The organism is Streptomyces sp. NPDC048142, from assembly GCF_043202835.1.
GTDB lineage: Bacteria > Actinomycetota > Actinomycetes > Streptomycetales > Streptomycetaceae > Streptomyces.
Window position 1 is genome coordinate 151,103 of the sequence record NZ_JBIDBC010000013.1, and the last position, 25,522, is coordinate 176,624.

Annotated in this window: 23 protein-coding genes; 16 read left to right on the forward strand and 7 right to left on the reverse strand. The window is 71.8% G+C overall.

The genetic code is table 11. From position 1 onward, the window contains the following. Nucleotides 1-8: 8 nt before the first annotated feature. Nucleotides 9-518 (reverse strand): GbsR/MarR family transcriptional regulator, encoded by a 510-nt coding sequence (locus ACGF2Y_RS18950; protein ID WP_392948540.1) that lies wholly within the window; start codon nucleotides 516-518, stop codon nucleotides 9-11. A 140-nt stretch (nucleotides 519-658) separates the two neighbouring features. Here ACGF2Y_RS18950 and ACGF2Y_RS18955 point away from each other — a divergent pair, with 140 nt between their 5' ends. From ACGF2Y_RS18955 to kdpC, 7 genes are all read left to right on the forward strand, one after another. Further along, entirely contained in the window at nucleotides 659-1,636 is a 978-nt protein-coding gene (locus tag ACGF2Y_RS18955) for an ATP-binding cassette domain-containing protein (protein WP_392948543.1), read from the forward strand. Beyond that, nucleotides 1,633-3,294, forward strand: coding sequence for an ABC transporter permease (locus ACGF2Y_RS18960; protein ID WP_392948545.1), 1,662 nt, complete (start codon nucleotides 1,633-1,635; stop codon nucleotides 3,292-3,294). Before ACGF2Y_RS18955 ends, ACGF2Y_RS18960 begins: the two co-directional genes overlap by 4 nt. Nucleotides 3,295-3,508: 214 nt before the next feature. Beyond that, nucleotides 3,509-3,682, forward strand: coding sequence for a hypothetical protein (locus ACGF2Y_RS18965; RefSeq protein WP_392948548.1), 174 nt, complete (start codon nucleotides 3,509-3,511; stop codon nucleotides 3,680-3,682). Continuing rightward, complete coding sequence (gene kdpF / locus ACGF2Y_RS18970) at nucleotides 3,679-3,768, forward strand: K(+)-transporting ATPase subunit F (RefSeq protein ID WP_392948550.1); 90 nt, start codon at nucleotides 3,679-3,681, stop codon at nucleotides 3,766-3,768. Before ACGF2Y_RS18965 ends, kdpF begins: the two co-directional genes overlap by 4 nt. A gap of 8 nt (nucleotides 3,769-3,776) precedes the next feature. Beyond that, on the forward strand, nucleotides 3,777-5,441 hold the full coding sequence (gene kdpA / locus ACGF2Y_RS18975; RefSeq protein WP_392948553.1) for a potassium-transporting ATPase subunit KdpA: 1,665 nt from the start codon (nucleotides 3,777-3,779) through the stop codon (nucleotides 5,439-5,441). Further along, nucleotides 5,438-7,591, forward strand: a complete 2,154-nt coding sequence (gene kdpB, locus ACGF2Y_RS18980; RefSeq protein WP_392948556.1) for a potassium-transporting ATPase subunit KdpB — start codon at nucleotides 5,438-5,440, stop codon at nucleotides 7,589-7,591. The genes kdpA and kdpB overlap by 4 nt, the downstream gene beginning before the upstream one ends. Nucleotides 7,592-7,597: 6 nt before the next feature. Continuing rightward, the gene (kdpC, locus tag ACGF2Y_RS18985; RefSeq protein ID WP_392948558.1) at nucleotides 7,598-8,215 is read left to right on the forward strand and encodes a potassium-transporting ATPase subunit KdpC; all 618 of its coding nucleotides are present in this window, start codon (nucleotides 7,598-7,600) and stop codon (nucleotides 8,213-8,215) included. Nucleotides 8,216-8,274: 59 nt separating this feature from the next. On the opposite strand, the gene ACGF2Y_RS18990 is transcribed toward kdpC, so the two are convergent. After that, a complete protein-coding gene (locus ACGF2Y_RS18990; RefSeq protein ID WP_392948560.1) occupies nucleotides 8,275-9,717 on the reverse strand; it encodes a hypothetical protein in 1,443 nt (480 codons plus the stop codon). Between the two features lie 241 nt (nucleotides 9,718-9,958). Here ACGF2Y_RS18990 and ACGF2Y_RS18995 point away from each other — a divergent pair, with 241 nt between their 5' ends. Further along, nucleotides 9,959-11,233 (forward strand): molybdopterin-dependent oxidoreductase, encoded by a 1,275-nt coding sequence (locus ACGF2Y_RS18995; RefSeq protein WP_392948562.1) that lies wholly within the window; start codon nucleotides 9,959-9,961, stop codon nucleotides 11,231-11,233. Between the two features lie 394 nt (nucleotides 11,234-11,627). Here the strand turns inward: ACGF2Y_RS18995 and ACGF2Y_RS19000 are convergent, their stop codons facing one another. From ACGF2Y_RS19000 to ACGF2Y_RS19010, 3 genes are all read right to left on the reverse strand, one after another. After that, nucleotides 11,628-12,575 (reverse strand): class I SAM-dependent methyltransferase, encoded by a 948-nt coding sequence (locus tag ACGF2Y_RS19000; RefSeq protein WP_392948565.1) that lies wholly within the window; start codon nucleotides 12,573-12,575, stop codon nucleotides 11,628-11,630. Next, nucleotides 12,572-13,195 (reverse strand): DUF2064 domain-containing protein, encoded by a 624-nt coding sequence (locus ACGF2Y_RS19005; RefSeq protein ID WP_392948567.1) that lies wholly within the window; start codon nucleotides 13,193-13,195, stop codon nucleotides 12,572-12,574. Before ACGF2Y_RS19005 ends, ACGF2Y_RS19000 begins: the two co-directional genes overlap by 4 nt. A 170-nt stretch (nucleotides 13,196-13,365) precedes the next feature. Then, entirely contained in the window at nucleotides 13,366-14,127 is a 762-nt protein-coding gene (locus ACGF2Y_RS19010) for a glycosyltransferase family 2 protein (RefSeq protein ID WP_392948569.1), read from the reverse strand. 125 nt (nucleotides 14,128-14,252) lie between these two features. Here ACGF2Y_RS19010 and ACGF2Y_RS19015 point away from each other — a divergent pair, with 125 nt between their 5' ends. Beyond that, nucleotides 14,253-15,116, forward strand: coding sequence for a response regulator transcription factor (locus ACGF2Y_RS19015; protein ID WP_392948572.1), 864 nt, complete (start codon nucleotides 14,253-14,255; stop codon nucleotides 15,114-15,116). Then, entirely contained in the window at nucleotides 15,113-16,219 is a 1,107-nt protein-coding gene (locus tag ACGF2Y_RS19020) for a sensor histidine kinase (RefSeq protein ID WP_392948575.1), read from the forward strand. The genes ACGF2Y_RS19015 and ACGF2Y_RS19020 overlap by 4 nt, the downstream gene beginning before the upstream one ends. On the opposite strand, the gene ACGF2Y_RS19025 is transcribed toward ACGF2Y_RS19020, so the two are convergent. Together ACGF2Y_RS19025 and ACGF2Y_RS19030 are read right to left on the reverse strand one after the other, a co-directional pair. Further along, on the reverse strand, nucleotides 16,200-17,297 hold the full coding sequence (locus tag ACGF2Y_RS19025) for an NAD-dependent epimerase/dehydratase family protein (RefSeq protein WP_392948577.1): 1,098 nt from the start codon (nucleotides 17,295-17,297) through the stop codon (nucleotides 16,200-16,202). The genes ACGF2Y_RS19020 and ACGF2Y_RS19025 overlap by 20 nt on opposite strands. A gap of 87 nt (nucleotides 17,298-17,384) precedes the next feature. Next, nucleotides 17,385-17,549, reverse strand: coding sequence for a hypothetical protein (locus ACGF2Y_RS19030; RefSeq protein WP_392948579.1), 165 nt, complete (start codon nucleotides 17,547-17,549; stop codon nucleotides 17,385-17,387). Between the two features lie 260 nt (nucleotides 17,550-17,809). Between ACGF2Y_RS19030 and ACGF2Y_RS19035 the strand changes: the two genes are divergently transcribed. From ACGF2Y_RS19035 to ACGF2Y_RS19060, 6 genes are all read left to right on the forward strand, one after another. Next, the gene (locus tag ACGF2Y_RS19035) at nucleotides 17,810-19,156 is read left to right on the forward strand and encodes a lysine N(6)-hydroxylase/L-ornithine N(5)-oxygenase family protein (protein WP_392948582.1); all 1,347 of its coding nucleotides are present in this window, start codon (nucleotides 17,810-17,812) and stop codon (nucleotides 19,154-19,156) included. A 165-nt stretch (nucleotides 19,157-19,321) separates the two neighbouring features. After that, nucleotides 19,322-20,380 carry a FecCD family ABC transporter permease gene (locus ACGF2Y_RS19040; protein ID WP_392948585.1) on the forward strand — a complete coding sequence of 353 codons (1,059 nt, stop codon included), beginning with the start codon at nucleotides 19,322-19,324 and terminating at the stop codon, nucleotides 20,378-20,380. After that, a complete protein-coding gene (locus ACGF2Y_RS19045; RefSeq protein ID WP_392948588.1) occupies nucleotides 20,377-21,471 on the forward strand; it encodes a FecCD family ABC transporter permease in 1,095 nt (364 codons plus the stop codon). The genes ACGF2Y_RS19040 and ACGF2Y_RS19045 overlap by 4 nt, the downstream gene beginning before the upstream one ends. Nucleotides 21,472-21,508: 37 nt before the next feature. Further along, on the forward strand, nucleotides 21,509-22,351 hold the full coding sequence (locus ACGF2Y_RS19050; protein ID WP_392948591.1) for an ABC transporter ATP-binding protein: 843 nt from the start codon (nucleotides 21,509-21,511) through the stop codon (nucleotides 22,349-22,351). 232 nt (nucleotides 22,352-22,583) lie between these two features. Beyond that, a complete protein-coding gene (locus ACGF2Y_RS19055) occupies nucleotides 22,584-23,633 on the forward strand; it encodes an iron-siderophore ABC transporter substrate-binding protein (protein WP_392948594.1) in 1,050 nt (349 codons plus the stop codon). 46 nt (nucleotides 23,634-23,679) lie between these two features. Then, nucleotides 23,680-25,467 carry an ABC transporter ATP-binding protein gene (locus ACGF2Y_RS19060; protein WP_392948597.1) on the forward strand — a complete coding sequence of 596 codons (1,788 nt, stop codon included), beginning with the start codon at nucleotides 23,680-23,682 and terminating at the stop codon, nucleotides 25,465-25,467. Nucleotides 25,468-25,522 lie beyond the last annotated feature (55 nt).

Sequence of the window (25,522 nt, forward strand, 5' to 3'; positions counted from 1 at the left end):
GCGCTTTCTCAGTCGTCGAGGAGTTCGGCCCGATGCGCGGCCCAGCGCTCCATCAGTGAACCGAGCTCCTTCTCCAGGAACCGGAAGAACTCCAGGGTGTTGTTGATCCGGCGTCCTTGCGGGGTGTCGAGGCCGAAGTGGTCCACGCCCTCCCGCATGGTGGCCTGCCAGTTCTTCAGGACGGTGTCCCGCTCCAGCAGCGCGTTGTACCACTGGTCGCCCTGTACGCGGTAGCGCTCACGCCGGGACCCCGGCTCCCGCTCGCGGCTGACCATGTTGACCTGGGCGAGATAGCGGACGGCTCCCGATACGGCCGCCGGGCTGATCTTCAGCCGCTCGCTCAGTTCGGCGGAGGTGAGAGCGCCTCGCTCCGAGCACAGCAGGGCGGCGAAGACTCTGGCCGGCATGCGCGCCATACCCGCCTGGACCAGCTGGGCGGCGAAGCGCTCCACGAACCGGGAGGCGGCCGCGTCGTCGTCACTGCCGCCCGCGCGGCTCTCTTCCCGCCGCTCATCCATGTCCGACTCCGGTCCCTGTGGTTCCTGACGCCCGTGTGACGCCCGCGCCCCGTGTGCAGCCCGCGCACTCGGCCAGTCTATCCAGGATTTATATGCTTTCTTAACTTCACATATTTCTGAAGAGAGCGTACGTTCAGAACATGAAGAAGGCAATCACTGTCGCCGGACTGCACAAGTCGTTCGGTCGGACGCACGCCCTGGACGGCCTCGACCTCGCCGTCGAAGCCGGTGAGGTCCATGGCTTCCTCGGACCCAACGGAGCGGGTAAATCCACGACGATCCGGGTCCTGCTCGGACTGCTGCGCGCCGACTCCGGCGCCGTCCAACTTCTCGGGAAGGACCCGTGGAGAGACGCGGTCGAGCTGCACCGGCGGCTCGCCTACGTCCCCGGGGACGTGGAACTGTGGCCGAACCTCACCGGAGGAGAGGCCATCGACCTGCTGGCGAAGCTGCGCGGCGGCCTCGACCGGCGGCGGCGCGACGAACTCATCGACCGGTTCGACCTCGATCCGGTCAAGAAGGGCCGCGCCTACTCCAAGGGCAACCGGCAGAAGGTCGCCATCGTCGCCGCGCTCGCCTCCGACGCCGAACTGCTGCTCCTGGACGAACCCACGGCGGGCCTCGACCCCTTGATGGAAGTGGTCTTCCAGGACGTCATCCTTCAGGCGAAGGCCGCAGGGAGGACCGTGCTGCTCTCCAGCCACATCCTGGCCCAGGTGGAAAAGCTCTGCGACCGCGTCAGCATCGTCCGCCAGGGCCGCACCGTGCAGTCGGGAACGCTCGGCGAGATGCGCCACCTCACGCGCACGAACGTCGAGGCCGAGACCGAGCGCCCGGCCACCGGACTCGACGCCGTGCCCGGAGTTCACGAACTGCGGGTGACGGACCGGAGGGTGAACTTCGCCGTGGACGGAGCACACCTCGACGCCGCGATCCGCAGGCTCGGCGAGTTCGGCATCCGGAGCCTGACCAGCCATCCACCGACGCTCGAAGAGCTGATGCTGCGTCATTACGGCGACGAACTCGCGTCCAACGGCCGTGCGGGACAAGGCGACAACGGCTCCTCGGGTGCGGGCGGCACCGGTTCCTCCGGCGCGAACGGGGGCGCTGCCCGATGACCAGCGCCCCCGCGCCGCTCGACGCCTCCGGAAGGTCCGCGCCCGCCGGGATCGTTCCCGACGCCTTCACCGGCACCGGGACCCTCCTCAGGTTCGGCCTGCGCCGGGACCGCGTCCGCGTGTCCGTATGGCTGCTCGCCCTCACCCTGGGCACGCTGGTCACGGCGGCCCAGTACAAGACGCTGTACTCCACCCCCGAAGAACGCGCGGCGGCCGTCAGCTCCATGGACAGCCCGGCCGCACTCGCCATGACCGGCCCTCGTCACTATCTGTCCGACTACACCGTCGGGGCGATGCTGGGTCACCAACTGCTCGGCTTCACGGCGATCCTCGTCGGCCTGATGAGCGTCCTGATCGTCACCCGGCACACCCGTGACGAGGAGGAGACCGGCCGCGCCGAACTGGTCCGCTCCACCGTCGTCGGACACCACGCGCAACTCGCCTCCGCGCTGGCGGTCGCCGCCGTCGCCAACCTCGCGCTCGCCCTGCTGCTGGCCCTGGGGCTCACCGCGATGGGCATCGACGGAATCGGTCCGGACGGGGCCCTGTTGTACGGCCTCACGCACGCCGCCATCGGGCTCGTCCTCGCCGGGGTCGCCGCCGTCACCGCGCAGATCACGGCGCACACCCGGGGCGCCTCGGGCATGGCGCTCGCGGCGATCGGCATCGCCTATGTGCTGCGGGCCTCCGGCGACGTGGGCAACGACGCACTGTCCTGGCTGAGCCCGATCGGCTGGATCCAGCGCACCTACGTCTTCGTCGACAACCGGTGGTGGCCGCCGGCCCTCTGCCTGGTCCTCGCCGCGCTGACCGCGGCGTACGGCTTCGCGCTGAGCACCCGGCGCGACGTCGGCGCGGGCCTGCGCTCCGCGCGGCTCGGCCGGCGTACGGCGTCCGACGCACTCACCCGGCCCCTCGGCTTCGCCCTGCGCCTGCACCGGGCGACCATGCTGGGCTTCGGCGCCGGGCTGTGCCTGATGGGCGTCATGTACGGCTCGATCCTCGGCGAGGCCGCCGACCTGGTGAAGGACATCGACCAGGTCCAGGAGGCGCTGGAGAGGATCGGCGGCAGCACCGTGGCCGAGTCGTTCGCGTCCATGGTGATGGTGGTCGTCGCGGTCGTCGCCGCCGTGTACGTGGTGATGGCCGCGCTGCGACCGCGGGCCGAGGAGAACGCCGGCCGCGCCGAACCGCTCCTGGCCACCGGCCTCTCCCGGAACCGCTGGCTCGGGAGCCATGTCGCCGTCGCACTGGCCGGCGGCACCGCGCTGCTGGTCCTCGCCGGGCTGGGCTTCGGCCTCTCGGGCGCGGCGTCGACAGGGGACGCGGGCCTGGTTCCCGAACTCGTCGGAGCCGCCGCCGCGTACGCCCCGGCGCTGTGGGTGACCGTCGGCGTGGCCGTCCTGCTCTTCGGCTGGTTCCCGCGTGCGGGGGCGGCGGCCTGGACCGTGCCCGTGTACGCGTTCCTCGTCGGGTACCTGGGGCCGATCCTCCAGCTCCCGGACTGGATGAAGAACCTGTCGCCCTTCGGCCATGTGCCCCAGCTCCCGGCCGCCGGGATGAGCTGGACCCCGCTGCTCGCCCTGACCGTCGTCGCCGCCGGACTGATCCTGCTGGGGCTGACGGGCTTTCGCCGGAGGGACCTGGACACCAAGTGACGAACGGGGGAGACGGGCGGCGCCGGGAAGCGTGAGCGCGCGCTCCCCGCCCTCGTACGGGACGCGAAGCGTGCGCTCCCGCCCTCGCACGGGAAGTGTGAGTGAGTGCGCTCCCCGCCCTCGTACGGGACGCGGAGTGTGCGCCCCCGTCCCGTTCTCCATGCTCCCGCGCCTCATGTCGTATGGGCGGCGTCAAGGATGCCGCCTGCCGCGTATGGGCGCTGTCAAGGGACAGCCGCTTTCCGCCGGGCGTGGGGTTTCCTCGTGGAGTCCGTTCGTTCCCGAACTCTTCCAGGAGCATGCGATGGCCGATCTGGCCTTCGTCGTCACCACCGTCGCGATATTCGCGCTCGTGGCCCTCATAGCCAAGGGGGTGGCGAAGCTGTGACTTCCGAAAACATCGTCGGGCTGATCGTCGCCGCCGCCCTGGTGGGATATCTCGTCCTCGCCCTTCTCCGCCCGGAGAGGTTCTGAGTACGGATATGAGTCCCGTTCTTGCTGACGTGCTCCAAGTGTCCGCGCTGGTCGTCGCACTCGCGCTGGTGCACCGGCCTCTCGGCGACTATATGGCCGCCGTCTTCTCCTCCGAAAAGCATCTCCGCGTGGAGAGGTGGATCTACCGCGCGGTCGGGGCGAACCCGAACGCGGATATGCGCTGGACCGCCTATATGCGGGCCGTGCTCGCGTTCTCGGCGGTGAGCGTCCTCTTCCTTTACCTGCTCATGCGGGTGCAGGACACCTTGCCGTTGTCGCTCGGATTCGACGCGATAGCGCCCGACCAGGCTTTCAATACGGCCGTGTCCTTCACGTCCAATACCAACTGGCAGTCGTACGCGGGTGAGTCGGCGATGAGCCACATCACCCAGACCGGCGGCCTGGCCGTGCAGAACTTCGTCTCGGCGGCCGTCGGCATCGCCGTGGCCATCGCGCTCGTACGCGGCTTCGTCCGGTCCCGTACCGGTGAACTGGGCAACTTCTGGGCCGACCTGGTGCGCGTTGTCGTACGCATCCTCATCCCGGTCTCGGTGATCGCGGCCGTCCTGCTGGTCGCCGCCGGCGCGATCCAGAACTTCGCCGGTGTCCACGAGATCACGACGTCGACGGGGCAGCCGCAGTCCATCTCGCCGGGTGCGGTCGCCTCTCAGGAGGCGATCAAGAACCTGGGGACGAACGGCGGCGGCTACTTCAACGCGAACTCCTCGCACCCCTTCGAGAACCCGAACGGCTTCTCGAACCTGCTGACGATCTTCCTGCTGCTCGTGATCCCGTTCTCGCTGCCCCGGACCTTCGGCAGGATGGCCGGTTCGGTCAGGCAGGGCTACGCGATCGTCGCCGCCATGGCATCGATCTGGTTCGTCGGAGTGATCCTGGTGACCTGGATCGAGTACGCCCACCCCGGTAGCGCCTCGCAGCTCGCGGGCGGCGCGATGGAGGGCAAGGAACAGCGGTTCGGCGAGGGTTCCTCCTCGCTGTTCGCCGTCTCCACCACGATGACCTCGACCGGCTCGGTCAACGCGTTCCACGACTCCTTCAGCGGGCTGTCCGGCGGTGTCCTGCTGCTCGGCATGATGCTCGGTGAGCTCGCGCCCGGCGGTGTCGGCTCCGGCCTCTACGGCATGCTGATCATGGCGGTCATCGCGGTGTTCGTCGCCGGACTGATGGTCGGCCGTACGCCCGAGTACCTCGGCAAGAAGATCGGCACCCGCGAGATCAAGCTCGCCGCCTGCTCCCTCCTCGTCACCCCGGCGCTCGTCCTGACCGGCACCGCTCTCGCGATGGCCACCGGCAACGGCGAGTCGTCCATGACCAACATCGGCGCGCACGGCTTCTCCGAGGTCCTCTACGCCTACACCTCCGCGTCCAACAACAACGGCTCCGCGTTCGCCGGCTTCGCCGCCGACACGGGGTACCACAACACCGCGCTCGGCCTGTGCATGGCCCTGGGCCGGTTCCTGCCGATGGTGTTCGTCCTGGCGCTGGCCGGCTCGCTCGCCGAGCAGCGACCGGTCCCCGCCACCGCGGGCACGCTGCGGACCGAGAAGCCGCTGTTCACCGGCCTCCTGGTCGGCACGATCATGATCATCACCGGTCTCACGTTCTTCCCGGCACTCGCGCTGGGACCGCTCGCCGAAGGGCTCGCGGCATGACCACCCACGTAACGAAGCAGGATGCTGTGTCCCCGACGACCACGGCCGCAACCACCATCGCCCCGCACCCGGACGCACCGTCCGGGCCCCGGCCGGCCGGGCGCGTCGGGGGAGGGATCTTCGACCCGAAGCTGCTGCTCAGCTCCCTCCCCGACGCCCTGCGCAAGCTCGACCCGCGCGTGATGATCACGTCGCCCGTCATGTTCGTGGTGCTCGTCGGCTCGGTGGTCAGCACCGGGCTGGCGGTCAAGGACCCGACCGACCTCTTCGGCTGGGCCATCGTCGGCTGGCTCTGGCTCACCACGGTCTTCGCCAACCTCGCCGAGGCCGTGGCCGAGGGCCGGGGCAAGGCCCAGGCCGACACTCTCCGCAGGGCCAGGACCGACACGGTCGCCCGCCGCGTCACCGCGAGCGGCGAGGAGCGGATACCCGGCACCGAACTGCGGATCGACGACCTCGTCGTGTGCGAGGCCGGTGACGTCATTCCCGGCGACGGCGATGTCGTCGAAGGGGTCGCCAGCGTCGACGAGTCCGCGATCACCGGCGAATCGGCCCCCGTCATCCGCGAGTCCGGCGGCGACCGCTCGGCCGTCACCGGCGGTACGAAGGTGCTGTCCGACCGCGTCGTCATCAGGATCACGACGAAGCCGGGCGAGACCTTCATCGACCGGATGATCAACCTGGTCGAGGGTGCGGCCCGGCAGAAGACCCCCAACGAGATCGCCCTCAACATCCTGCTGGCGGCCCTCACCATCGTCTTCCTGCTCGCGGTCGTGACACTGAAGCCCTTCGCGGTCTACGCGGGCGCCGACCAGCAGACCTCGATGATCGTTCTGACGGCGCTCCTGGTCTGTCTGATCCCGACGACGATCGGCGCGCTGCTCTCCGCGATCGGCATCGCCGGCATGGACCGGCTGGTCCAGCGCAATGTGCTGGCCGTGTCGGGCCGTGCGGTGGAGGCCGCCGGCGATGTGTCGACCCTGCTCCTGGACAAGACCGGCACCATCACCCTGGGCGACCGGCAGGCGGCCGAGTTCGTTCCGGTCAGGGGCACGACGGAAGCGGAGCTGGCCGCCGCCGCGCAGCTGTCCTCACTGGCCGACGAGACGCCCGAGGGTCGCTCCATCGTGGTCCTGGCGCAGCAGACGTACGGACTGCGCGAACGCCACCGGGGCGAACCGGCCGACACCGAGTGGGTCGCGTTCACGGCACAGACCCGGATGTCCGGCGTCGACCTCGTGGAGGGAGGCACCCGGCGCAGGGTCCGCAAGGGGGCGGCCGGGTCCGTTGTCGCCTGGGTGGAGGAGCGGGGCGGAAGCGTCCATGAGGACACCAGGGCGCTCACCGACCGGATCTCCCGGGCCGGCGGAACCCCGTTGCTGGTGGCCGTCGACGACGGCGGCGGTGCACGGGTCCTGGGCGTCATCCACCTCAAGGACGTGGTGAAGGAGGGCATGCGGGAGCGGTTCGACGAGCTGCGCCGCATGGGCATCCGTACGGTCATGATCACCGGTGACAACCAGCTGACCGCCAAGGCCATCGCCGAGGAGGCCGGGGTCGACGACTTCCTGGCCGAGGCGACGCCCGAGGACAAGATGGCCCTCATCAAGCGGGAGCAGGCGGGCGGCAAGCTCGTCGCGATGACCGGCGACGGCACCAACGACGCACCGGCACTGGCGCAGGCGGACGTCGGCGTCGCGATGAACACCGGAACCTCGGCCGCCAAGGAGGCCGGGAACATGGTGGACCTCGACTCCGACCCCACCAAGCTGATCGAGATCGTCGAGATCGGCAAGCAACTCCTCATCACCCGGGGCGCGCTGACCACCTTCTCCATCGCCAACGACGTCGCGAAGTACTTCGCGATCATCCCCGCCATGTTCGCCGTGGCGTACCCGTCGCTGGACAGGCTGAACATCATGGCGCTGGCCTCGCCCCGGTCCGCGATCCTGTCGGCCGTCATCTTCAACGCCCTGATCATCGTCGTGCTGGTCCCCCTCGCTCTGCGAGGAGTGCGGTACCGGCCGGCCGGCGCCGACCGGATGCTGCGCCGCAACCTCGCCGTCTACGGACTCGGCGGCCTGATCGCCCCGTTCATCGGCATCAAGATCATCGACCTGCTCATCTCCCTCATACCCGGAATCGGCTGACTGATCATGAACAACTCCGTAGTGAACACGGGACGTCTGGTCGGAGCCGCGCTGCGCATGCTGCTCGTGCTCACGGCCGTCACCGGCATCGCCTACCCGCTCGCCGTCACGGGCATCGCCCAGGGACTCTTCCACGACCAGGCCAACGGTTCGATCGTGCGGGCCGGCGGGAAGGACGTCGGGTCCGCCCTCATCGGACAGACCTGGAACATCGACGGGACGGAGAAGCCCGACCCCGCCTGGTTCCAGCCACGGCCGTCGAACAGCGGCTACGACCCCCTGGCCACGGGCTCCGGCCAGCTCGGAGCCTCCGACGCCACGCTGACCCGGACCGTCGCGGACACGAAGAAGGCGGTCGCCGCCTTCAACGGAGTGCCGGAGTCGGACGTCCCCAAGGACGCGGTGACCGGATCGGGCTCCGCGATCGACCCGCACATCTCACCCGCGTACGCGCGTCTCCAGGTGAAACGGGTCGCCGAGGCCAACGGTCTGACCGTCCGGCAGGTCACCGCGCTGGTCGAGCGGCACACCGAGGGGCGCACCGCCGGATTCCTCGGGCAACCCCACGTCAACGTCCTCCGGCTCAACCTCGCGCTGAAGGACCTGGCCGCGGCCACCGGCTGAGACCCACAGCGGCGCCCCACGTGGGGTGCCCCGCGTGGGGTGCCGCGGTGGGGCGCCGCTCACCAGCCCGTCCACAGGAGGTGGTTGATCAGCAGAGCCGGAACGGCCGACGCGACCAGCCAGTACCGCACGCGCCGGCGGGGGAGCAGCGCCGCAGCGGGCAGCAGCCACAGCAGGAACGGCTGCCAGATGCGCTCGGTCTCCGCCTTGCTCATGCCGGAGAGATCCGCGGCGATCAGCGCCGCCAGCGCCGCCAGCACGAGCAACGCCAGTCGCCCTTCCGGGGAGGCCGCCGTCACGGGGCCGCTCCGCAGTGCCCGTACGGCACCGGGAGCGGCCACCGCGCTCCGGCGCAGCCCGGCGACGGCGGCGAGCCCGGCCGCGAGGGTCGCGCAGGCCAGGTTGGCCCAGACCCAGTAGCCGTACGGGCGGACACCGCCCGCGCCCTGGTAGTAGCGCTCGACCAGCAGGTGGTAGGCGGTCCACCAGTTGAACCCGGCGAGCGTGAAGGCCACCGGGACCACCAGCGCGCCGAGCAGGAACAGCGGCACCGGGCGGGCGGTGCGGGTGAGCACCAGCACGGCCAGCAGCACAGCCGCCATCAGCCCCAGCCCGTAACTGAGGTAGCAGGTCCACCCGAACAGCAGACCCCCGCCGAGCGCAGCCACGGCCGGGAAGCGGACCCGGCGGGTGGCGGCCAGGGCGAGCAGCGCCACCGACCAGGCGGCGACCGCCGTGAAGTAGCCGTCGGCCGACACGCCCGCCCAGACGGCCGCCGGGGCGAGGACGAGGAAGGGCGCGGCGCGGCGGGCCAGGCGCTCGTCGGCCAGCACGCGCACGGTGATCAGGACGGCCAGCGCCGCCGAACTGCCCACCACGACACACCAGAGCGCCGCCCAGCCGCCGCCGCCGAGACCGATGCGGTCCAGCCACACGAAGGTCAGCGTCGCGCCCGGCGGGTGCCCGGCGACATGGGCGGGCCAGTTGCCCGGCTCGCCGATCACGATGTGGTTCGTGAAGTCGCGCAGGGTGGCGGGGATGTCCTCGAAGCGGTCGATGACCCGCAGATACTCGTGCTTCGTGGTGAGCCGCTTCGCGACGCCCCGGTGCCAGCCGTCGATCAGCGCCATCGAGAAGACCCAGGCCGTCGACCCGGCCCAGGACGCCGCCAGCAGCCCGCGCCAGGGCAGCCGGGCGGCGAGCGGCGGGCCGTAGGAGACCACCAGGACCGCCATGATCAGGGCGGCCGGAGTGCCCGGACCCAGATGCGGGTCCCAGGAGGCCAGCAGCGGCGGCCACTGGGCGCGCAGACTCCCGTCCCGGTTCTGGATGACATGGCCGACGACCACCGCGGCCGCGATCAGCAGCACGCCCGCGGTGGCGGCGATCAGGTCCGACCGCCCCGCGCGCCGGGCGCGGTCGTCGTTGCGGTCCGGCGGTGCGGGCGGGCCGTGCCCCGTGCCGCCGGCGATGTCCGTGGGTGTGGCGTCCTCGGTCTTCACGCTGGCACGCTATGCACACCGGGCGGCAATCGGGCGGTCCGGCAGGGCCGCGTCACCGAACCGTCAGATTCCTCCCGCCGGGACACCGGTTCCCTCCAGACCGCGACACCGGTCCTCTCTCCAGGCCGCGACGTCAGAGTGCCCCAGGGCAGATTTCCCCAGGCATCCAGGCCGCGACGTCAGAATTTCGTCAGCAGCCACGTCCGCCCGCCGGCGGTGTTCCCCGCTTAGCGTCGGCCCCATGCCCGAACGCCGCCGGATGATCCGCTCCCTCCCCGACTCCCTCCGCGCCCCGCGCACGCCCGCCGACCCGGGATTCTGGCGCAGCCCCGTGCGCGGGGTGCGCTTCACCGCCGTGCTCGGCGTCGTCCTGCTCGTCGGACTCACGCTGCTGTTCGTCACCGGTCTGCTCTCGTACGCCGCCTACAACCCGGACCTGAACCGGGTCAACGACAAGACCCCGGGCAAGGGGTGGCTCGGCTTCTACCTGTTCTCCTGGCCGACCGGCCCGCACTGGCTCTACCGGCTGACCCAGGGCCTGCACGTCACCGTCGGCATCGTGCTCGTGCCCGTCCTGCTCGCCAAGCTGTGGTCGGTGATTCCCCGGCTGTTCGCGCTGCCGCCCGCCCGTTCCGTGGGCCACGCCCTGGAGCGGATCTCGCTGCTGCTGCTCGTGGGCGGGGCGCTGTTCGAATTCCTTACGGGACTGCTCAACATCCAGCTTGACTACGTCTTCCCCGGGTCCTTCTATCCCCTGCACTTCTACGGGGCCTGGGTCTTCCTCGCCGGCTTCGTCACCCATGTGGCCCTCAAGCTTCCCCAGGCCGTACGGGTGTTGCGCAACGGCATCCCGCGCGGCGAACCGGACACCCTCGCCGCCCCCGACCCGCTGCCGGCCACCCTGTCCCGGCGCGGCGCGCTGGCCATGGTGGGGGCCGGTTCGCTCCTTCTGCTGGTCACCTCGGCCGGTCGCAGCTTCGACGGGCCACTGCGCAGCATCGCGCTCCTCACCCCGCGCGGCGGCACCGACCCGGGGCCGGGCCCGAACGCCTTCCAGATCAACAAGACCGCCGCCGCCATAGGGATCACGCCCGTGGACACCGGTGAGCGCTGGCGGCTGACGGTACGGGGGCCGGCCGGGGAGTTCCGCTTCTCCCGGGCCGAACTGCTGGCCATGGAACAGCACAGTGCGGCGCTCCCGATCGCCTGTGTGGAGGGCTGGTCGACCTCGGACCAGCTCTGGCGCGGGGTGCGGCTCTTCGACCTGGCGGCACTCGCCGGCTACCCGGACCGGCCGCCGGGCGTCTTCGTCGAGTCGCTCCAGCGCAGGGGTTCCTTCCGCATGGCCGCGCTGCGCGACAACCAGGTCCGCGACGGCCGCTCGCTGCTCGCACTGGAGGTGAACGGCGCGCCGCTGTCACCCGACCACGGCTACCCGGCCCGGATCATCGTCCCCGCCGCGCCCGGGGTGCTGAACACCAAGTGGGTCGAGACCCTGACGTTCGGAGAGCTGTGATGTCCACCCGAGCCGTACCGCCCCTGTCCGCCGCACCCCGCCGCCCGCGTTTCTCGCCGCGCCGGCTCTACGGGGAGGGCCCGCTCCATCTGCTCCTGCTCGCCGCCACGTTCTGCCTGGCCGGCTACGCGGGCGTACGGCTGCTGGACGGGGACACCGTCGGCGTGCTGCTCTGGTTCGCCGGGTCGGCCGTTCTGCACGACCTGGTGCTGCTGCCGGTGTACGCCGGGGCCGACCGGGCGCTGTGCGCCGCGCTCGGCCCCCGGCGGGCCCTGGTGAACTTCGTACGGGTGCCGGCGTTCCTCTCCGGGCTGCTCCTGCTGATCTGGTTCCCGCTGATCACCCGGCGGACCGAACGGCGGTACGAGGCCGCCGCCGGCACCTCCCCGGACGTCTACTTCGGCAACTGGCTGCTGATCACCGGCGCGCTGTTCGCGCTCTCCGCGCTCTGGCTGCTGGTCCGGGCGCTCCGCTCCCGTACGGGCCGGCGCAACGAGACGAAGGTCCGCCCCTGCGCACCCCACTGATCGGCCGTACGCCAGCCGCCCGCGCGGGCGTACCGCAGCAGCGCCGGCGTCCCGATCCGCGCCCAGGGGAACGGCTCGGCGTCGCCGTCGTGCCCGGTTGCGGGGGCGGTCCTTCCGTCCGGCCCGCCCCGGCCGTCGTCGAGACGGACCCGGACCCGTTCGTCCACGTCGACGGGGGCGGTCTCGGCGATCAGCAGCCCGCCGGCGCCCAGCAGATCGGTCGCCCGGTCCAGCAGGGCGGCCGGGTCGCCCCCGATGCCGATATTGCCGTCGAGGAGCAGGAGGGTGCCCCAACGGCCCTCCCCGGGCAGTGGTTCGAACACGCTGCGGAGCAGCGCCGCGCCGCCAAGACCGCGCGTACGGGCCACCGCCGCCTCGCTGACGTCGATGCCCAGCGCCCGGTGTCCGAGTGAGGCCAGCTCCGCGACCAGTCGCCCCGGCCCGCAGCCGATGTCCAGCACCGGCCCCTCGCACCGGTGCAGGGCGGACAGGTCGGCGGAGCCCGCCCCCGAGCACCAGCGCTCCACGTCCAGGGGCAGCAGCCAGCCGTCGCTGCGGCGCAGGAACAGCGGACCCCGGCCGGTGCGCAGGGCGTTGGCGTACGGGTCGGCGCCCCAGGGGGCGGTGCGGTCCGCGCCCGACCGGGCCGACTTGGCGGAGGCGTACGCGCCGCCGGCGGCCGCCTCGTGCGTGTCGGACGCCTCGTACACCTCATGTGCCCTGTGCGCCTCGTGCGCCTTGTGCGTGTCGGGGGCTTCGGCGGAGTCGGCGGGGGCCGGTGCGGTGAACCCGGAGGAGGGCACGGTCGTACTCATCGCACCCCCGCCCCGGTCAGCCGGCCGAGCGCTGCGGCGAACCGGCCGCCCGGCGCGGCCGACGCGACCCGGTGGGCGTCGGCCGCGGTGTCCACGTCGGTCAGGACCGGCAGATCGCGCACCACGAGCCCCGCCTCCACCAGCCTGCGCCGCTGCACCGCGCCGGTCTCCGGGACGGACATCGGCACCCCGCGCAACAGGGCGGGATCGGGTTCCGCGAGGCCCAGGGCCCAGAAGCCACCGTCCTCGGCCGGACCGAACCAGGCCCCGGCGCCCTCCCAGGCGTCCGGCGCGAGAGCGGGGGCGAGCAGCGCGGCTGTGATCTGCGGGGTGTCCATGCCGACCAGGAGGGCCGGCCCCGTACACCCGCCGAAGGCCGCCGCGAGCCGCTCGTCGAGGCCGCCCGCGCTCTGCGGCACCACCTCGAACCCCGGCGGCACCCAGGGGCCCGGCCGCCCGTCGAGGACCAGGACGCGCCGCCGGGCGGGGAGGGCGAGCACGGCCTCCAGGGTGTCGGCGAGGGAGGCGGCGGCCAGCTCGGCGGCCTCGGCGGGGGAGAAGGGCGGGCAGAGCCGGGTCTTGACCCGTCCGGCCACCGGTTCCTTCGCGATGACCAGCAACTCCGTGGGTCCGGACGCGCTCGACGAACGACCCCCGTCTCTTGGCGCGCTCGTCGGGCGGCCCCTGTCTCCGGGCGTGCTCGTCGAACGTCCCCCGTCTCTTGGCGCGCTCGTCGGGCGGTCCCTGTCTCCGGGCGTGCTCGTCGAACGTCCCCCGTCTCCGGGCGCGCTCATCGGGCGGTCCCTGTCTCCGCGCGTGCGGCCCGGCCGGGCGCGCGGTCCGCCGGTGGCTCCCGCAGGACGCCCCGCATGTCGCGCACCGCCTGCCAGGTCCCGCGCCAGGTGCCGGTCACCTTCGACCTGCCGGTGCGCGGCCGGTAGGGGACGTCGCTCTCGGTGACCCGCAGCCCGGCGTCCGAGGCCCGGACCACCATCTGGAGCGGATAGCCGCTGCGCCGGTCGGTGAGGTCCAGGGCGAGCAGGTCGCTGCGGCGGGCAGCCCGCAGCGGGCCGAGGTCGTGCAGGCGCAGGCCGGTGCGGCGGCGCAGCATCCGGGCCAGCGCCAGATTGCCCGCGCGGGCGTGCGGCGGCCAGGCGCCCCGGCCCTCGGGGCGGCGGCGGCCGAGCAGCAGATCGCACTCACCGTCCGCGATCCGCCGCACGAATCCGGCCAGCAGCGCGGGGTCCAGCGAGCCGTCGCAGTCGCAGAAGCAGACGAACTCGGCCTCGGCGGCGAGCAGCCCGGCGTGACAGGCCGCGCCGAACCCCCGCCGTTCCTCCGTGACGACGCTCGCGCCGAGGGAGCGGGCGAGTTCGGCCGAACCGTCGGTCGAGCCGTTGTCGACCACGATCGCGCGCCAGCCGTCGGGGATGCGGCCGAGCACCCAGGGCAGTGCGGCCGCCTCGTCGAGACAGGGCAGAACGATGTCGGCCTTCGGGAGGCCGGTGTGCGGGGCGGGCGGGAACGGAACAGCGGCAGAAGAATCGGTCACCCGCCTCACCCTACGGAGACAACTCCGGCATTTCAGTCATCAGGTTCTTACGAAACATGGACATCGGCCGGATGGGGGTGGTCCGGCCCCCGACGCGCCGGGAGGGGGGTGCCACAGTGGGGGCCATGGAGAACACCCCGCCCGCCCGGCAGCCGGAGCCCGCCCCCGAGGGGACGCGCGGCCGGGTCCTCGTCGTGGACGACGACCCGACCGTCGCCGAGGTCGTCGTCGGCTATCTGCACCGCGCCGGTTACGCCGTCGAGCAGGCCGGCGACGGACCCGACGCGCTGCGACGGTTCGCGGCCTGCCGGCCCGACCTCGTCGTCCTGGACCTGATGCTCCCCGCCATGGACGGATTCGAGGTCTGCCGCCGGATGCGCGCGTACGGGCCGGTCCCCGTCATCATGCTCACCGCCCGCGGCGACGAGGAGGACCGCATCCTCGGCCTGGAGACCGGCGCCGACGACTACGTCACCAAGCCGTTCAGCCCGCGCGAACTGGTCCTGCGGGTCGATTCCGTGCTGCGCCGCGCGCGGGCCGCCGCCCCGGCGGACGAGTCGGGCCCGCTGTCCGGTGCCGGGCTGAGCCTCGACCCGGCGGCCCGGCAGGCCTACCGCGACGGGCGCGGACTCGCCCTGACACTGCGGGAGTTCGACCTGCTCGCCTTTCTGCTCCGGCATCCTGGCAGGGCGTTCGGGCGGGAGGAGCTGATGCGGGAGGTCTGGGGGTGGGACTTCGGTGATCTGTCCACGGTCACCGTTCATATCCGCAGGCTGCGCGGCAAGGTCGAGAAGGATCCGGCCAGCCCCCGGCTGATCCGCACCGTGTGGGGCGTGGGGTACCGCCTGGACCTGGAAGCGGGCCGCACGGAAGCGGGCCGCACGGAAGCGGGCCGCACGGAAGCGGGCCGCACGGAAGTCGGCCCCGACAGCCCGGGAACCGGCCCGGCCGCCGTCCCCGTCGAGCCGCCCGGGGGGCGGTCGCTGTGAACGACGTCCTGCTCATCGCGCTCTTCGCCTTTCTGGGAGCGGCGGCCGCCGGAATCCTCGGAGCGGGCGTCCTGCGTCTGCTGCGTCACCGTTCGCTGGTGGTCTCGCTGAGTGTCGTCGCCGGGGTGGCCGTCACGGCGATGCTCGCCGGGACGCTGACGGTCGCCTGGGCGATGTTCCTCTCGTCCCATGACCTCTACGTCGTCACGACCGTCGTCGCCATGGCCGCCCTGGTCTCCCTGGCCACCGCCATCCTGCTGGGCCGCTGGGTGGCCGCCCAGAGCCGTGAACTGACCCTTGCCGCAAGGTCGTTCGGGGACGGCGGCACCTTCGCCGCGCCCGCCGGGCAGCCCACCGCCGAGCTGGCCGAGCTCGCCCGCGAGCTGGCCGCCACCAGTGCCAAACTGGACAGCTCCCGGGTGCGCGAACGTGCGCTGGAGGCCTCGCGGCGCGAACTCGTCGCATGGATCTCGCACGATCTGCGCACCCCGCTCGCCGGGCTGCGGGCGATGGCCGAGGCGCTGGAGGACGGCATGGCCGCCGACTCCGGACGCTATCTGCGGCAGATCAGGACCGAGGTCGAGCGGATGAACGGCATGGTCGGTGACCTCTTCGAACTCTCCCGGATCCAGGCCGGTTCGCTCACCCTGGCGACGGCCCGGATCTCCCTCTACGACCTGGTCGGCGACGCGCTGGCCGGGGTGGACCCGCTGGCCCGCGAGCACGGGGTGCGGCTGGTCGGCGACCGGATCGACGAGGTGCCGGTGGAGGTCGACGGCAAGGAGATGAGCCGGGTCCTGGGCAATCTCCTGATCAACGCCATCCGCCGCACCCCGCCCGACGGCACCGTGGCCGTCGCGGCACACCGCTCGGACGGGGGCGTCGTGCTGTCGGTGACCGACGGCTGCGGCGGCATCCCGGAGGAGGACCTGCCCCGGGTCTTCGACACCGGCTGGCGCGGCAGTCACGCCCGCACCCCGCCGGCCGGGGCGGGCCTCGGTCTCGCCATCGTGCGCGGTATCGTCGAGGCGCACGCCGGACGGGCCGAGGTCCGCAACGTCCAGGGCGGCTGCTGCTTCTCGGTCACGCTCCCGACAGCGTGACGGCGCCTTCCCCCCGGCGGCCCCCCGAACCGCGCAGCGGGGCCGCCGCGAAGTCCGCCATCCCCTCGGCGAAGGACACCCGGGGCCGCCAGCCCAGCTCCTCGCGCAGCGCCCGCGAGTCCGCCGTGACATGGCGTACGTCGCCCAGGCGGTACTCCCCGGTCACCACCGGGTCCGGCCCGCCGTGCGCGCCGGCCAGCGCGGCGGCCATCTCGCCGATGGTGTGCGGCTCGCCGCTGCCGGTGTTGTACGCGGCGAAGGACGCGGGCCGCCGCTCCCGCACCGCCGCCAGGGCCACCGCGTTCGCCGCCGCCACATCGTGGACATGGACGAAGTCGCGCCGCTGGCCCCCGTCCTCGTAGACCCGGGGGGCCTCACCGCGGGCCAGGGCCGAGCGGAAGAACGAGGCGACACCGGCGTACGGGGTGTCGCGCGGCATGCCCGGCCCGTACACGTTGTGGTAGCGCAGGGACACCGCCCGGCCGCCCGTCGCCCGTGCCCACGCGGCGGCCAGGTGCTCCTGGGTCAGCTTGGTCGACGCGTACACATTGCGCGGGTCCACCGGCGCGTCCTCGGCCACCAGGCCCGGTGAGAGCACCGCTGCGCAGTCCGGGCAGCGCGGCTCGAAGCGTCCCGCCCGCAGATCGGCCTCCGCGCGCGGCCCGGGGCGGACCGTGCCGTGGCGCGGGCAGTCGTAGCGGCCCTCGCCGTAGACCACCATCGACCCGGCCAGCACCAGGTCGCGCACCCCGGCCGCGGCCATCTCCGCCAGCAGCACCGCCGTACCGAGGTCGTTGCACCCGACGTACAGCGGGGCGTCCGCGAAGTCCTTTCCGAGCCCGACCATGGCGGCCTGGTGGCACACGGCGTCCACCCCGGCCAGCGCGTCCGCCACCGCCTCCCGGTCCCGGACGTCCCCGACGACCACGCGTTCGCCCGGCAGCTGCGGGGGCGTGCCGCCGGGATGGGCCGAGGGCAGCAGGGCGTCCAGCACCACACTCTCGTGCCCGGCCGCGGCGAGGGCGGTGACGACATGTGACCCGATGAACCCGGCTCCGCCGGTGACCAGTACGCGCATGACCGCCACGCTAGGGCCCGGCGATCCCCCGGACCGGGCGCGGCGCGCACACGTCACGGGTCCGTAAGGATGTGCGCGACGGTCCGGTCAGCGCGGGTGCCGGCCGGGAGCCGCGTCGAGCCGTACGAAGGGGATGCGGCGGCCGGCCCGCCGGTAGGAGTCCGCGCTGCCGTCGGCGACGTCGAAACCCATGAAGGCGCACAGCCGGCGGGCCCGGCCTCCGGCGGCCTCGGGGAGAAGCGCGCAGCTCAAGGGGGCACCGGCTGGTCCGCCCCGACGCGTCGAAGCCCTCGCGCCGACCCCGTCGTCCGAACGGCCGACCTCGGCAACAGCGCCTGGTTCCAGACACAATTGACGGACCGTCAATAGCGAGTCGTCCCATTTGCCCTATCGACAAGGCGGGTTGGTGAGCTTAGGCTCACCTAAGTTCAGGTGGGTGAGTCCGTCGGCGTGCCCGCCCTCCGTACCGTCCCCACGCCCGACAGGCGGCTTTCCCAGACGATGGGAGTGACATGTCACAGGTTCTTCCTGGCGACACACCACTGGTCCACGACCTCATCGGCATCGGCTTCGGCCCGTCCAATGTGGCCATGGCGATCGCGCTCAGCGAGCACAACAGCAAGGTCGGCAGGCAGGATTCGGTCACCGCCCACTTCTTCGAGCAGCAGTCGAGCTTCGGCTGGCACCGCGGCATGCTCATCGACGACGCGACCATGCAGGTGTCCTTCCTCAAGGACCTGGTGACGCTCCGGAACCCGTCCAGCGAGTTCAGCTTCCTCTGCTATCTGCAGAGCAAGGGCCGGCTGATCGACTTCATCAACCACAAGAACCTCTTCCCGCTGCGGGTGGAGTTCCACGACTACTTCGAGTGGGCCGCGGCCAAGGTCGACGACCTGGTCTCCTATGGCCACGAAGTCGTCGCCGTCACGCCGTATCTCCACGACGGGACCGTGGAGTACCTGGACGTGACCGTCCGCTCCGGCGAAGGACTCGCGGTCCACCGGGCCCGCAACCTCGTCATCGGAACCGGCCTGCGCCCCCTCATGCCGGAAGGCGTGGAGCGCGGCGACCGGGTCTGGCACAACTCCGACCTGCTGCGGAAGGTCGACGGCCTGGCGAGCGCCTCGCCCTCGCGCATCGTCGTCGTGGGCGCCGGTCAGAGCGCCGCCGAGAACGTCGCCTACCTGTACCGCCGGTTCCCCGACGCCGAGGTCTGCGCGGTCTTCTCCCGCTACGGCTACAGCCCCGCCGACGACAGCAGCTTCGCCAACCGGATCTTCGACCCCGACGCGGTCGACGACTACTTCGCCGCCCCCGAGGAGGTCAAGAGCCGTCTGATGGCCTACCACGGCAACACCAACTACTCCGTCGTGGACATCGACCTGATCGACGACCTCTACCGGCAGATGTACCGGGAGAAGGTCCTCGGCACCGAACGGCTGCGCTTCCTCAACGTGTCCCGGGTCACCGCAGTGGAGGAGAAGCCCGACAGCGTCCGCGCCACCGTGAAGTCCCTGGTGACCGACGAGGAGTCGGAACTGGACGCCGACGTCGTGGTGTTCGCCACCGGCTACAGCCCCGCCGATCCGCTCGGCCTCCTCGGCGGGGTCGGCGAGCGCTGCCTGCGCGACGACGCGGGCCGCGTCCGCGTGGAGCGCGACTACCGGATCGCGACCGACCCCGCTCTGCGCTGCGGCATCTACCTCCAGGGCGGTACGGAGCACACGCACGGCATCACCACCTCGCTGCTCTCCAACACCGCGATACGGGTCGGCGAGATCCTGGACTCGCTGCTCGACCGCCGGGTCAAATCCACCTCCGACGAGTCCCGGCCGGTCACCGAGGGCGCCGGCGGCTGAGGGCCCTCCCGCCGGGAAGTGCGGGACGGCCCCGACACGTCTTCTGGGCGCCCGCGGGGCGACAAGTGCCGTCGGCCCGCGGCGAGTTCCACACTTGGCCCGCCCGGTGGCCTGCCGGGCGGGCCGGGCGCAACCGATCCGATCAAGGGGATATCGTTCGTCGACATGATCACCACCGCAGTGGAGCGCCCCGTACCAGAGGGGACGACGGGCACCCGCAGGCGGCGGGTCGTGGGGCTGGGCGTCATCACGGTGACTCTGGTGATCGCGGCAACCGTGTCGTTGGCCGTCGGGGCACGTGCGTTGAGCCCCGGCGAGGTCTGGCACGGGCTGTTCGCGGAGCCCGAGCCCGACCAGAAGCTCACCGAGATCCGGCTCATCGTGCAGACCGTGCGGGTGCCCCGGACGGTTCTCGCCATCGTGGCGGGCCTGGCCCTGGGGGTCGGCGGCGCGCTGATCCAGGGCTACACGCGCAACCCCATAGCCGACACGGGACTGCTGGGAGTGAATGCCGGGGCTTCCTTCGCCGTGGTCTCGGTCATCGCCCTGTTCGGGTTCACCGACCCGTTCCAGTACGTCTGGTTCGCCTTCGCGGGCGCGGGCGTCGCCGGTGTGGTCGTCTTCGGCCTGGCGAGCGTCGGCAGGGGAGCGGGCAACCCGCTGACCCTCGCCCTGGCCGGGCAGGGCGTCACGGTGTTCCTCGCGGCGATGACCACGGCGGTGGCGCTGTCCGACCAGAAGTCGCTCAACGCGCTGCGGTTCTGGAACGCGGGCTCCGTCGCCGGTGTCGGATTCGACGTCATCCGGCCGGTGACGGGGTTCATAGCCGTCGGCCTGGTCCTGGCGCTGATCACGCTGCCCGCCCTCAACCTGCTCAACCTGGGCGACGACGTGGCGCGCGGGCTGGGCGTGAACATCGCGGTGAGCCGTACGATCGGCATCGTCGCCATCACGCTGCTGGCGGGAGCCGCCACGGCGGCCTGCGGCCCCATCGCCTTCCTCGGGCTGATGGTGGCTCACGTGGCCCGCTATCTGACCGGCCCCGACTACCGCTGGCTGGTGCCGTACGCGGGTCTGCTCGGCTCCGGTGTCCTGCTGGTCTGCGACATCGTGGGCCGGCTGGTCGTGCGGCCGGGCGAGCTGGAGTCGGGCGTCGTGGTCGCCCTCCTCGGGGCCCCCTTCTTCGCGGTCCTGGTGTGGCGAGGGAAGTTCAGGAGCGCATGAACGTAACGCGGAAGCCCATGCGGGAGCCCTTGAACGGGACCGGAGCGACACCGTCGATGGCGCCGGGTGTGCGGCTCGGCCAGGTGTCGTTCGTCTGGCGGCCCTGGCTCGTGCTGGTCACGCTGGTGCTCGCGGCGGCGGCCTTCCTGGTCTTCTGCCTCTCCATCAGCATCGGGGACTTCCCCATCGGCCTCTCCCGGGTCATCGCCACCATCTTCGGCCAGGGCGAACAGGTCGACGCGTTCGTGGTGATGGACCTGCGGATGCCCCGGGCGCTGGCCGGCCTCATCGTGGGGATCGCCCTGGGCATGTCCGGGGCGATCACCCAGTCCGTGGCACGCAACCCGCTCGCCAGTCCGGACATTCTGGGGATCACCGCCGGAGCCGGCACCGTCGCGGTGTTCCTGGTGACGGCGACGGGCGGGACCGCCGCGGCGATCACCGGTTCGGTCGGGCTGCCCGCGGCGGCCCTCCTGGGCGGTCTCGGCACGGGGCTGCTCGTGTACTTCCTGGCCTGGCGGCGCGGCGTCGACGGCTTCCGGCTCATCCTCATCGGCATCTCGGTGACCGCCATGATGCAGGCGATCACGACCTGGCTGCTGGTCTCGGCCGACATCCGGGACGTGGCGCGCGCCCAGGTGTGGCTGGTGGGCTCGCTGGACAACCGGTCCTGGGACGAGGTCCGGGTGGCGTTCTGGTGCACGCTGGTCCTGCTCGCCGTCGTGGCGGTCGTGGCCTTCCCGTTCAAGCCGATGCACCTCGGCGACGACGTCGCCGCCGGGCTGGGCGTGCGGTTCGGCCGGGTGCGGGCCGTCCTGCTGCTCTGCGCGGTGCTGCTGGCCGCCGTGGGGGTGAGCGCGGCGGGGCCGGTCCCGTTCGTCGCGCTGGTGGCGCCCCAGGTGGCGATGCGCCTGGCGAGGTGGCCGACGCCACCGGTCATCGCCTCCGGCCTGGTGGGCGCACTGCTGCTGATCGGCTCGGACCTGGTGGCCCGCGCGGCGCTGCCGATCGGTCTGCCGGTCGGCGTGGTCACCGCCGTGATCGGCGGCCCGTTCCTCGTCTACCTGTTGGTGCGGGCGAACCTCCGGTAGATGGTAGAAGTAAGGCTGACCTCAACAAGGGGGGCTTGTGGCCGCTCAGTTCACCGCCCGGCCCGATGCGGACGTCCAGGACGTCCCACGGCTGGCAGCCAGGGGCATCACCGTCGGGTACGGCGACCGGACGGTCATCGACGAGCTCGACGTGGCCATTCCGACCGGGGTGATCACCACGATCATCGGCCCCAACGGCTGTGGCAAGTCGACCCTGTTGCGGACCCTGACCCGGTTGCTCAAACCGGCCGGCGGCACCGTCGTGCTGGACGGCGAGGACATCGGCAGGCTCCGGACCAGGGACGTGGCGAAGAAGCTCGGACTGCTGCCGCAGGCGCCGGTCGCCCCGGAAGGGCTGACCGTGGCCGACCTGGTCGCCCGCGGACGCCACCCGCACCAGAGCTGGCTGCGGCAGTGGTCGTCGGACGACGCCGACGTGGTGCGGCGGGCGCTGGCCATGACCGGCGTGGCGGACCTGGCCGACCGGCCCGTCGACTCGCTGTCCGGCGGGCAGCGCCAGCGCGTATGGATATCGATGACCCTGGCCCAGGGCACCGATCTGCTGCTGCTGGACGAGCCGACCACCTATCTGGACCTCGCCCACGCGATCGACGTACTCGACCTGGTCGACGATCTGCACGAGTCGGGCCGCACCGTGGTCATGGTGCTGCACGATCTCAATCTGGCCACGCGCTACAGCGACAACCTCGTCGTCATGCGGGCGGGAGCCGTTCTGGCGCAGGGGCACCCCCGGGACGTGATCACCGCCGAGCTGCTGCACGAGGCGTTCGGACTGCAGGCCAAGGTGATCGACGACCCGGTGGGCGACCGGCCGCTCATCGTGCCGATCGGCCGGACGCACGTCCGGATCGAACCGTAGACCGGGCACCCCACGACAGTCCCTGACGGACCGTCACCGACAGTCCCCGACCGGCCCCGGCCGACAGGGGCGGACAGGCCTGACGGTCCGTCGAATCACCGGTCGCGGCCCAAGTCGTCCTGACCGGCGGAAAGTTATCCAGTAAGGCTAGGCTGACCTCACTTGCTCGGGGTACAGTCTGGATGCCCTCATACCGGGGCGCAGTGGACAGTGCGAAAGCAAGGGATTCCGGATGCCTCTTCATCGAACGACGCATGTGAAGCCGTGGCGGCGGCTGGCCGCGGTGGTGTCCGCTGCCACGCTCGGCGTCGGTCTCCTCGCGGGATGCGGGGACGACTCGGCGGACAAGAAGAACGACGACGCCCCGGCCGCGGCCGACGGCGCGTTCCCGGTCACCGTGGAGCACGCGTTCGGATCCACCGAGGTCGCCGAGGCCCCCGAGCGGGTCGTCACCGTCGGCTACACCGACGACCAGGCCGTCCTGGCGTTCGGCATCAAGCCGGTCGGCATGGTCGACCAGTACCCGAACCCCGTAGGCCAGACGCCCGACATCAACACGCAGTGGCCCTGGGTGAAGGACCAGTGGGGCGACACCCGCCCCGACGTCGTCATGAAGAACGGGGACGCGGGCCCCAACTTCGAGAAGATCGCCTCCCTGCGGCCGGACCTGATCATCGCGGTCTACTCCGAGGTCGACGAGGCGGCCTACGAGAAGCTCTCCAAGATCGCCCCGACCGTGGGCCGCACCAAGGGCGAGAAGGAGCTCTTCAGCGCCCCGTGGCAGGACAACGCGGTGCACATCGCCAAGGCGCTCGGCAAGGAGAAGGAGGGCGCCGAACTGGTGAAGGGCATCCAGGGCAAGCTGGACGCCGCCAAGAAGGCCCACCCCGAGTTCGGCGGCAAGACCGCCGTCGCGCTGTCCTGGTACAAGGACTCGATCTCGGCGTTCACCTCCACCGATGTACGCGGCCGGCTCGTGACGGGCACCGGATTCACCTACCAGACCGAGATCGACAAGGTCGCGGACGGCAACTTCTCCACCGAGCTCTCGCCCGAGCGCATCGACCTGATCGACGTCGACCGCATCTTCGTCGTCAACGACAAGGCGGACACGGACGCGCTCAAGAAGTTCGAGCTGTTCAACAACCTGCCCGCCGTCAAGAACGGCAACGTCTCCTACCTGCTGGACAGCGAGGGCCCCGCGATCGGGGCGGCGATGTCCCAGGGCACCCTGCTCTCCCTGCCGTACGCGATCGACGAGCTCGTCAAGTCGGTCGAGTAGAGATGACGACCCGCCGCCCCGCTCCCCGGCGAGACCCGGTGTCCGTGTGACTGCCACCGACACCCGCCCCGCCCCCACGACCCTGCGCACGGCGACCGGAGGCGAGGCCGCCCGCTGGGTGGCCGAGCACTGCCGGCAGGCCCCGTGGCTGACGGCCTCCACCGTCCTCACCACGGTGGCCGGGGCCGCGCTCCAAGTGCTCCCGGTGCTGCTGCTCGGCCGGGTCGTCGACGGAGTGGTCGGCGGCGCGTCACGCTCGATACTGCTCACGGTCGGGGTGCTGATGGTGGCCGCCGCGCTGTCCGGCGCGGCAGCCACCGCGGCCTCCACCTTCCTGATCGGGAAGCTCGGGGCCGAACTGCTCGCGCGGCTCCGCGAGTCAGCCGTCCGCGCCGTCCTGGGCATGCCCAGCTCGCGCGTGGAAGAGGTCGGCCGGGGCGACGTGCTGTCCCGCGTCGGCGACGACGTGGCCGTGATCTCCAAGGGCATCCGGACGGCCATCCCCACCGTGTTCTCGGCGGGCGTCCTGGTCGTCATCGCGACGATCGGCATGTTCGGCCTCGACTGGCGCCTCGGCCTGGCCGGAGCCTGCGCCCTGCCCGCGTACGCACTGGCGCTGCGCTGGTACCTGCCCCGCTCGGCGCCCCTCTACCGCACGCAGCGGGTGGCCCAGGCCGACCGCGCCCAGGCGCTGATCAGCGGACTCAACGGAATCGACACGGTCCGGGCGTACCGGCTGGAGGACGCCGTACGCGAGAAGGTCACCGGCGAGTCGTGGCGGGTGCGCAATCTCGGCGTCGAGGTGTTCCGCTTCTTCGGGCGGTTCGTCGGCCGGGAGAACCGGGCGGAGTTCATCGGCCTCGTCCTCATCCTGCTCGTCGGCTACGCCCTCCTGGAGGCGGACGCCGCCACCCTGGGCGAGGTCTCGGCCGCCCCGCTGATGTTCCACCGCCTGTTCACCCCGCTGGGCGCCATCATGTTCACCTTCGACGAGGCGCAGAAATCCGGCGCGAGCCTCACCCGCCTGGTCGGAGTGTTCCAGGAACCCTCCGAGGAGCGGCTGGTGGGCGACGGTTCCGTCCTGCCCGCCGACGTCGCGCCGTACCCGGTCACGGTGGCGGGGCTGACCTTCAGCTACCCCGGAGCCGAGGAGCCGGTGCTGCGGGAGGTGTCCCTGTCCATCCCGGCCGGGGGTTCGCTCGCCCTGGTCGGCGCGACGGGCGCCGGCAAGTCGACCCTGGCCGCGCTCATCGCCGGCATCGGAAGACCGCAGGCCGGGTCGGTGCGCATCGGGACGCACGACCTCGCGACCATGGACGAGGCCGGAGCACGTGCCCTGGTCAGCATCCTGACCCAGGAGACCCATGTGTTCTCCGGCCCGCTCGCCGACGACCTGCGGCTCGCCGCACCCGACGCGAGCGACGACGAGCTGAAGGACGCACTGCGCACGGTCGGCGCCGGAGGGTGGGCCGAACTGCTCACCGAAGGACTGGACACCGTGGTCGGCGAGGGCGGTGAGCGCCTGGACGTCACCAAGGTCGCCCAGATCGCCCTGGCCCGGCTGGTGCTCGGCCGGGCACCGGTGGTCGTGCTCGACGAGTCGACCGCGGAGGCGGGCAGCGAGGGCGCCGCCGAGCTGGAACGCGCCGTGCTGACCGCCTGCTCCGGCCGGACCACGCTGTTCGTGGCCCACCGCCTCACCCAGGCGATGACCGCGGACCGGATCGCCGTGCTGGACGAGGGACGCGTGGTGGAGGAGGGAACGCACAGCGAACTGGTCGAGCTGGGCGGCCAGTACGCCCGGCTGTGGCGCGCCTGGCGCGAAGGCAGTTAGACAGAACCGGGCCCCGGGCCAGGTCAACTCGCATACCCCGGAAGGATGCTGGGAC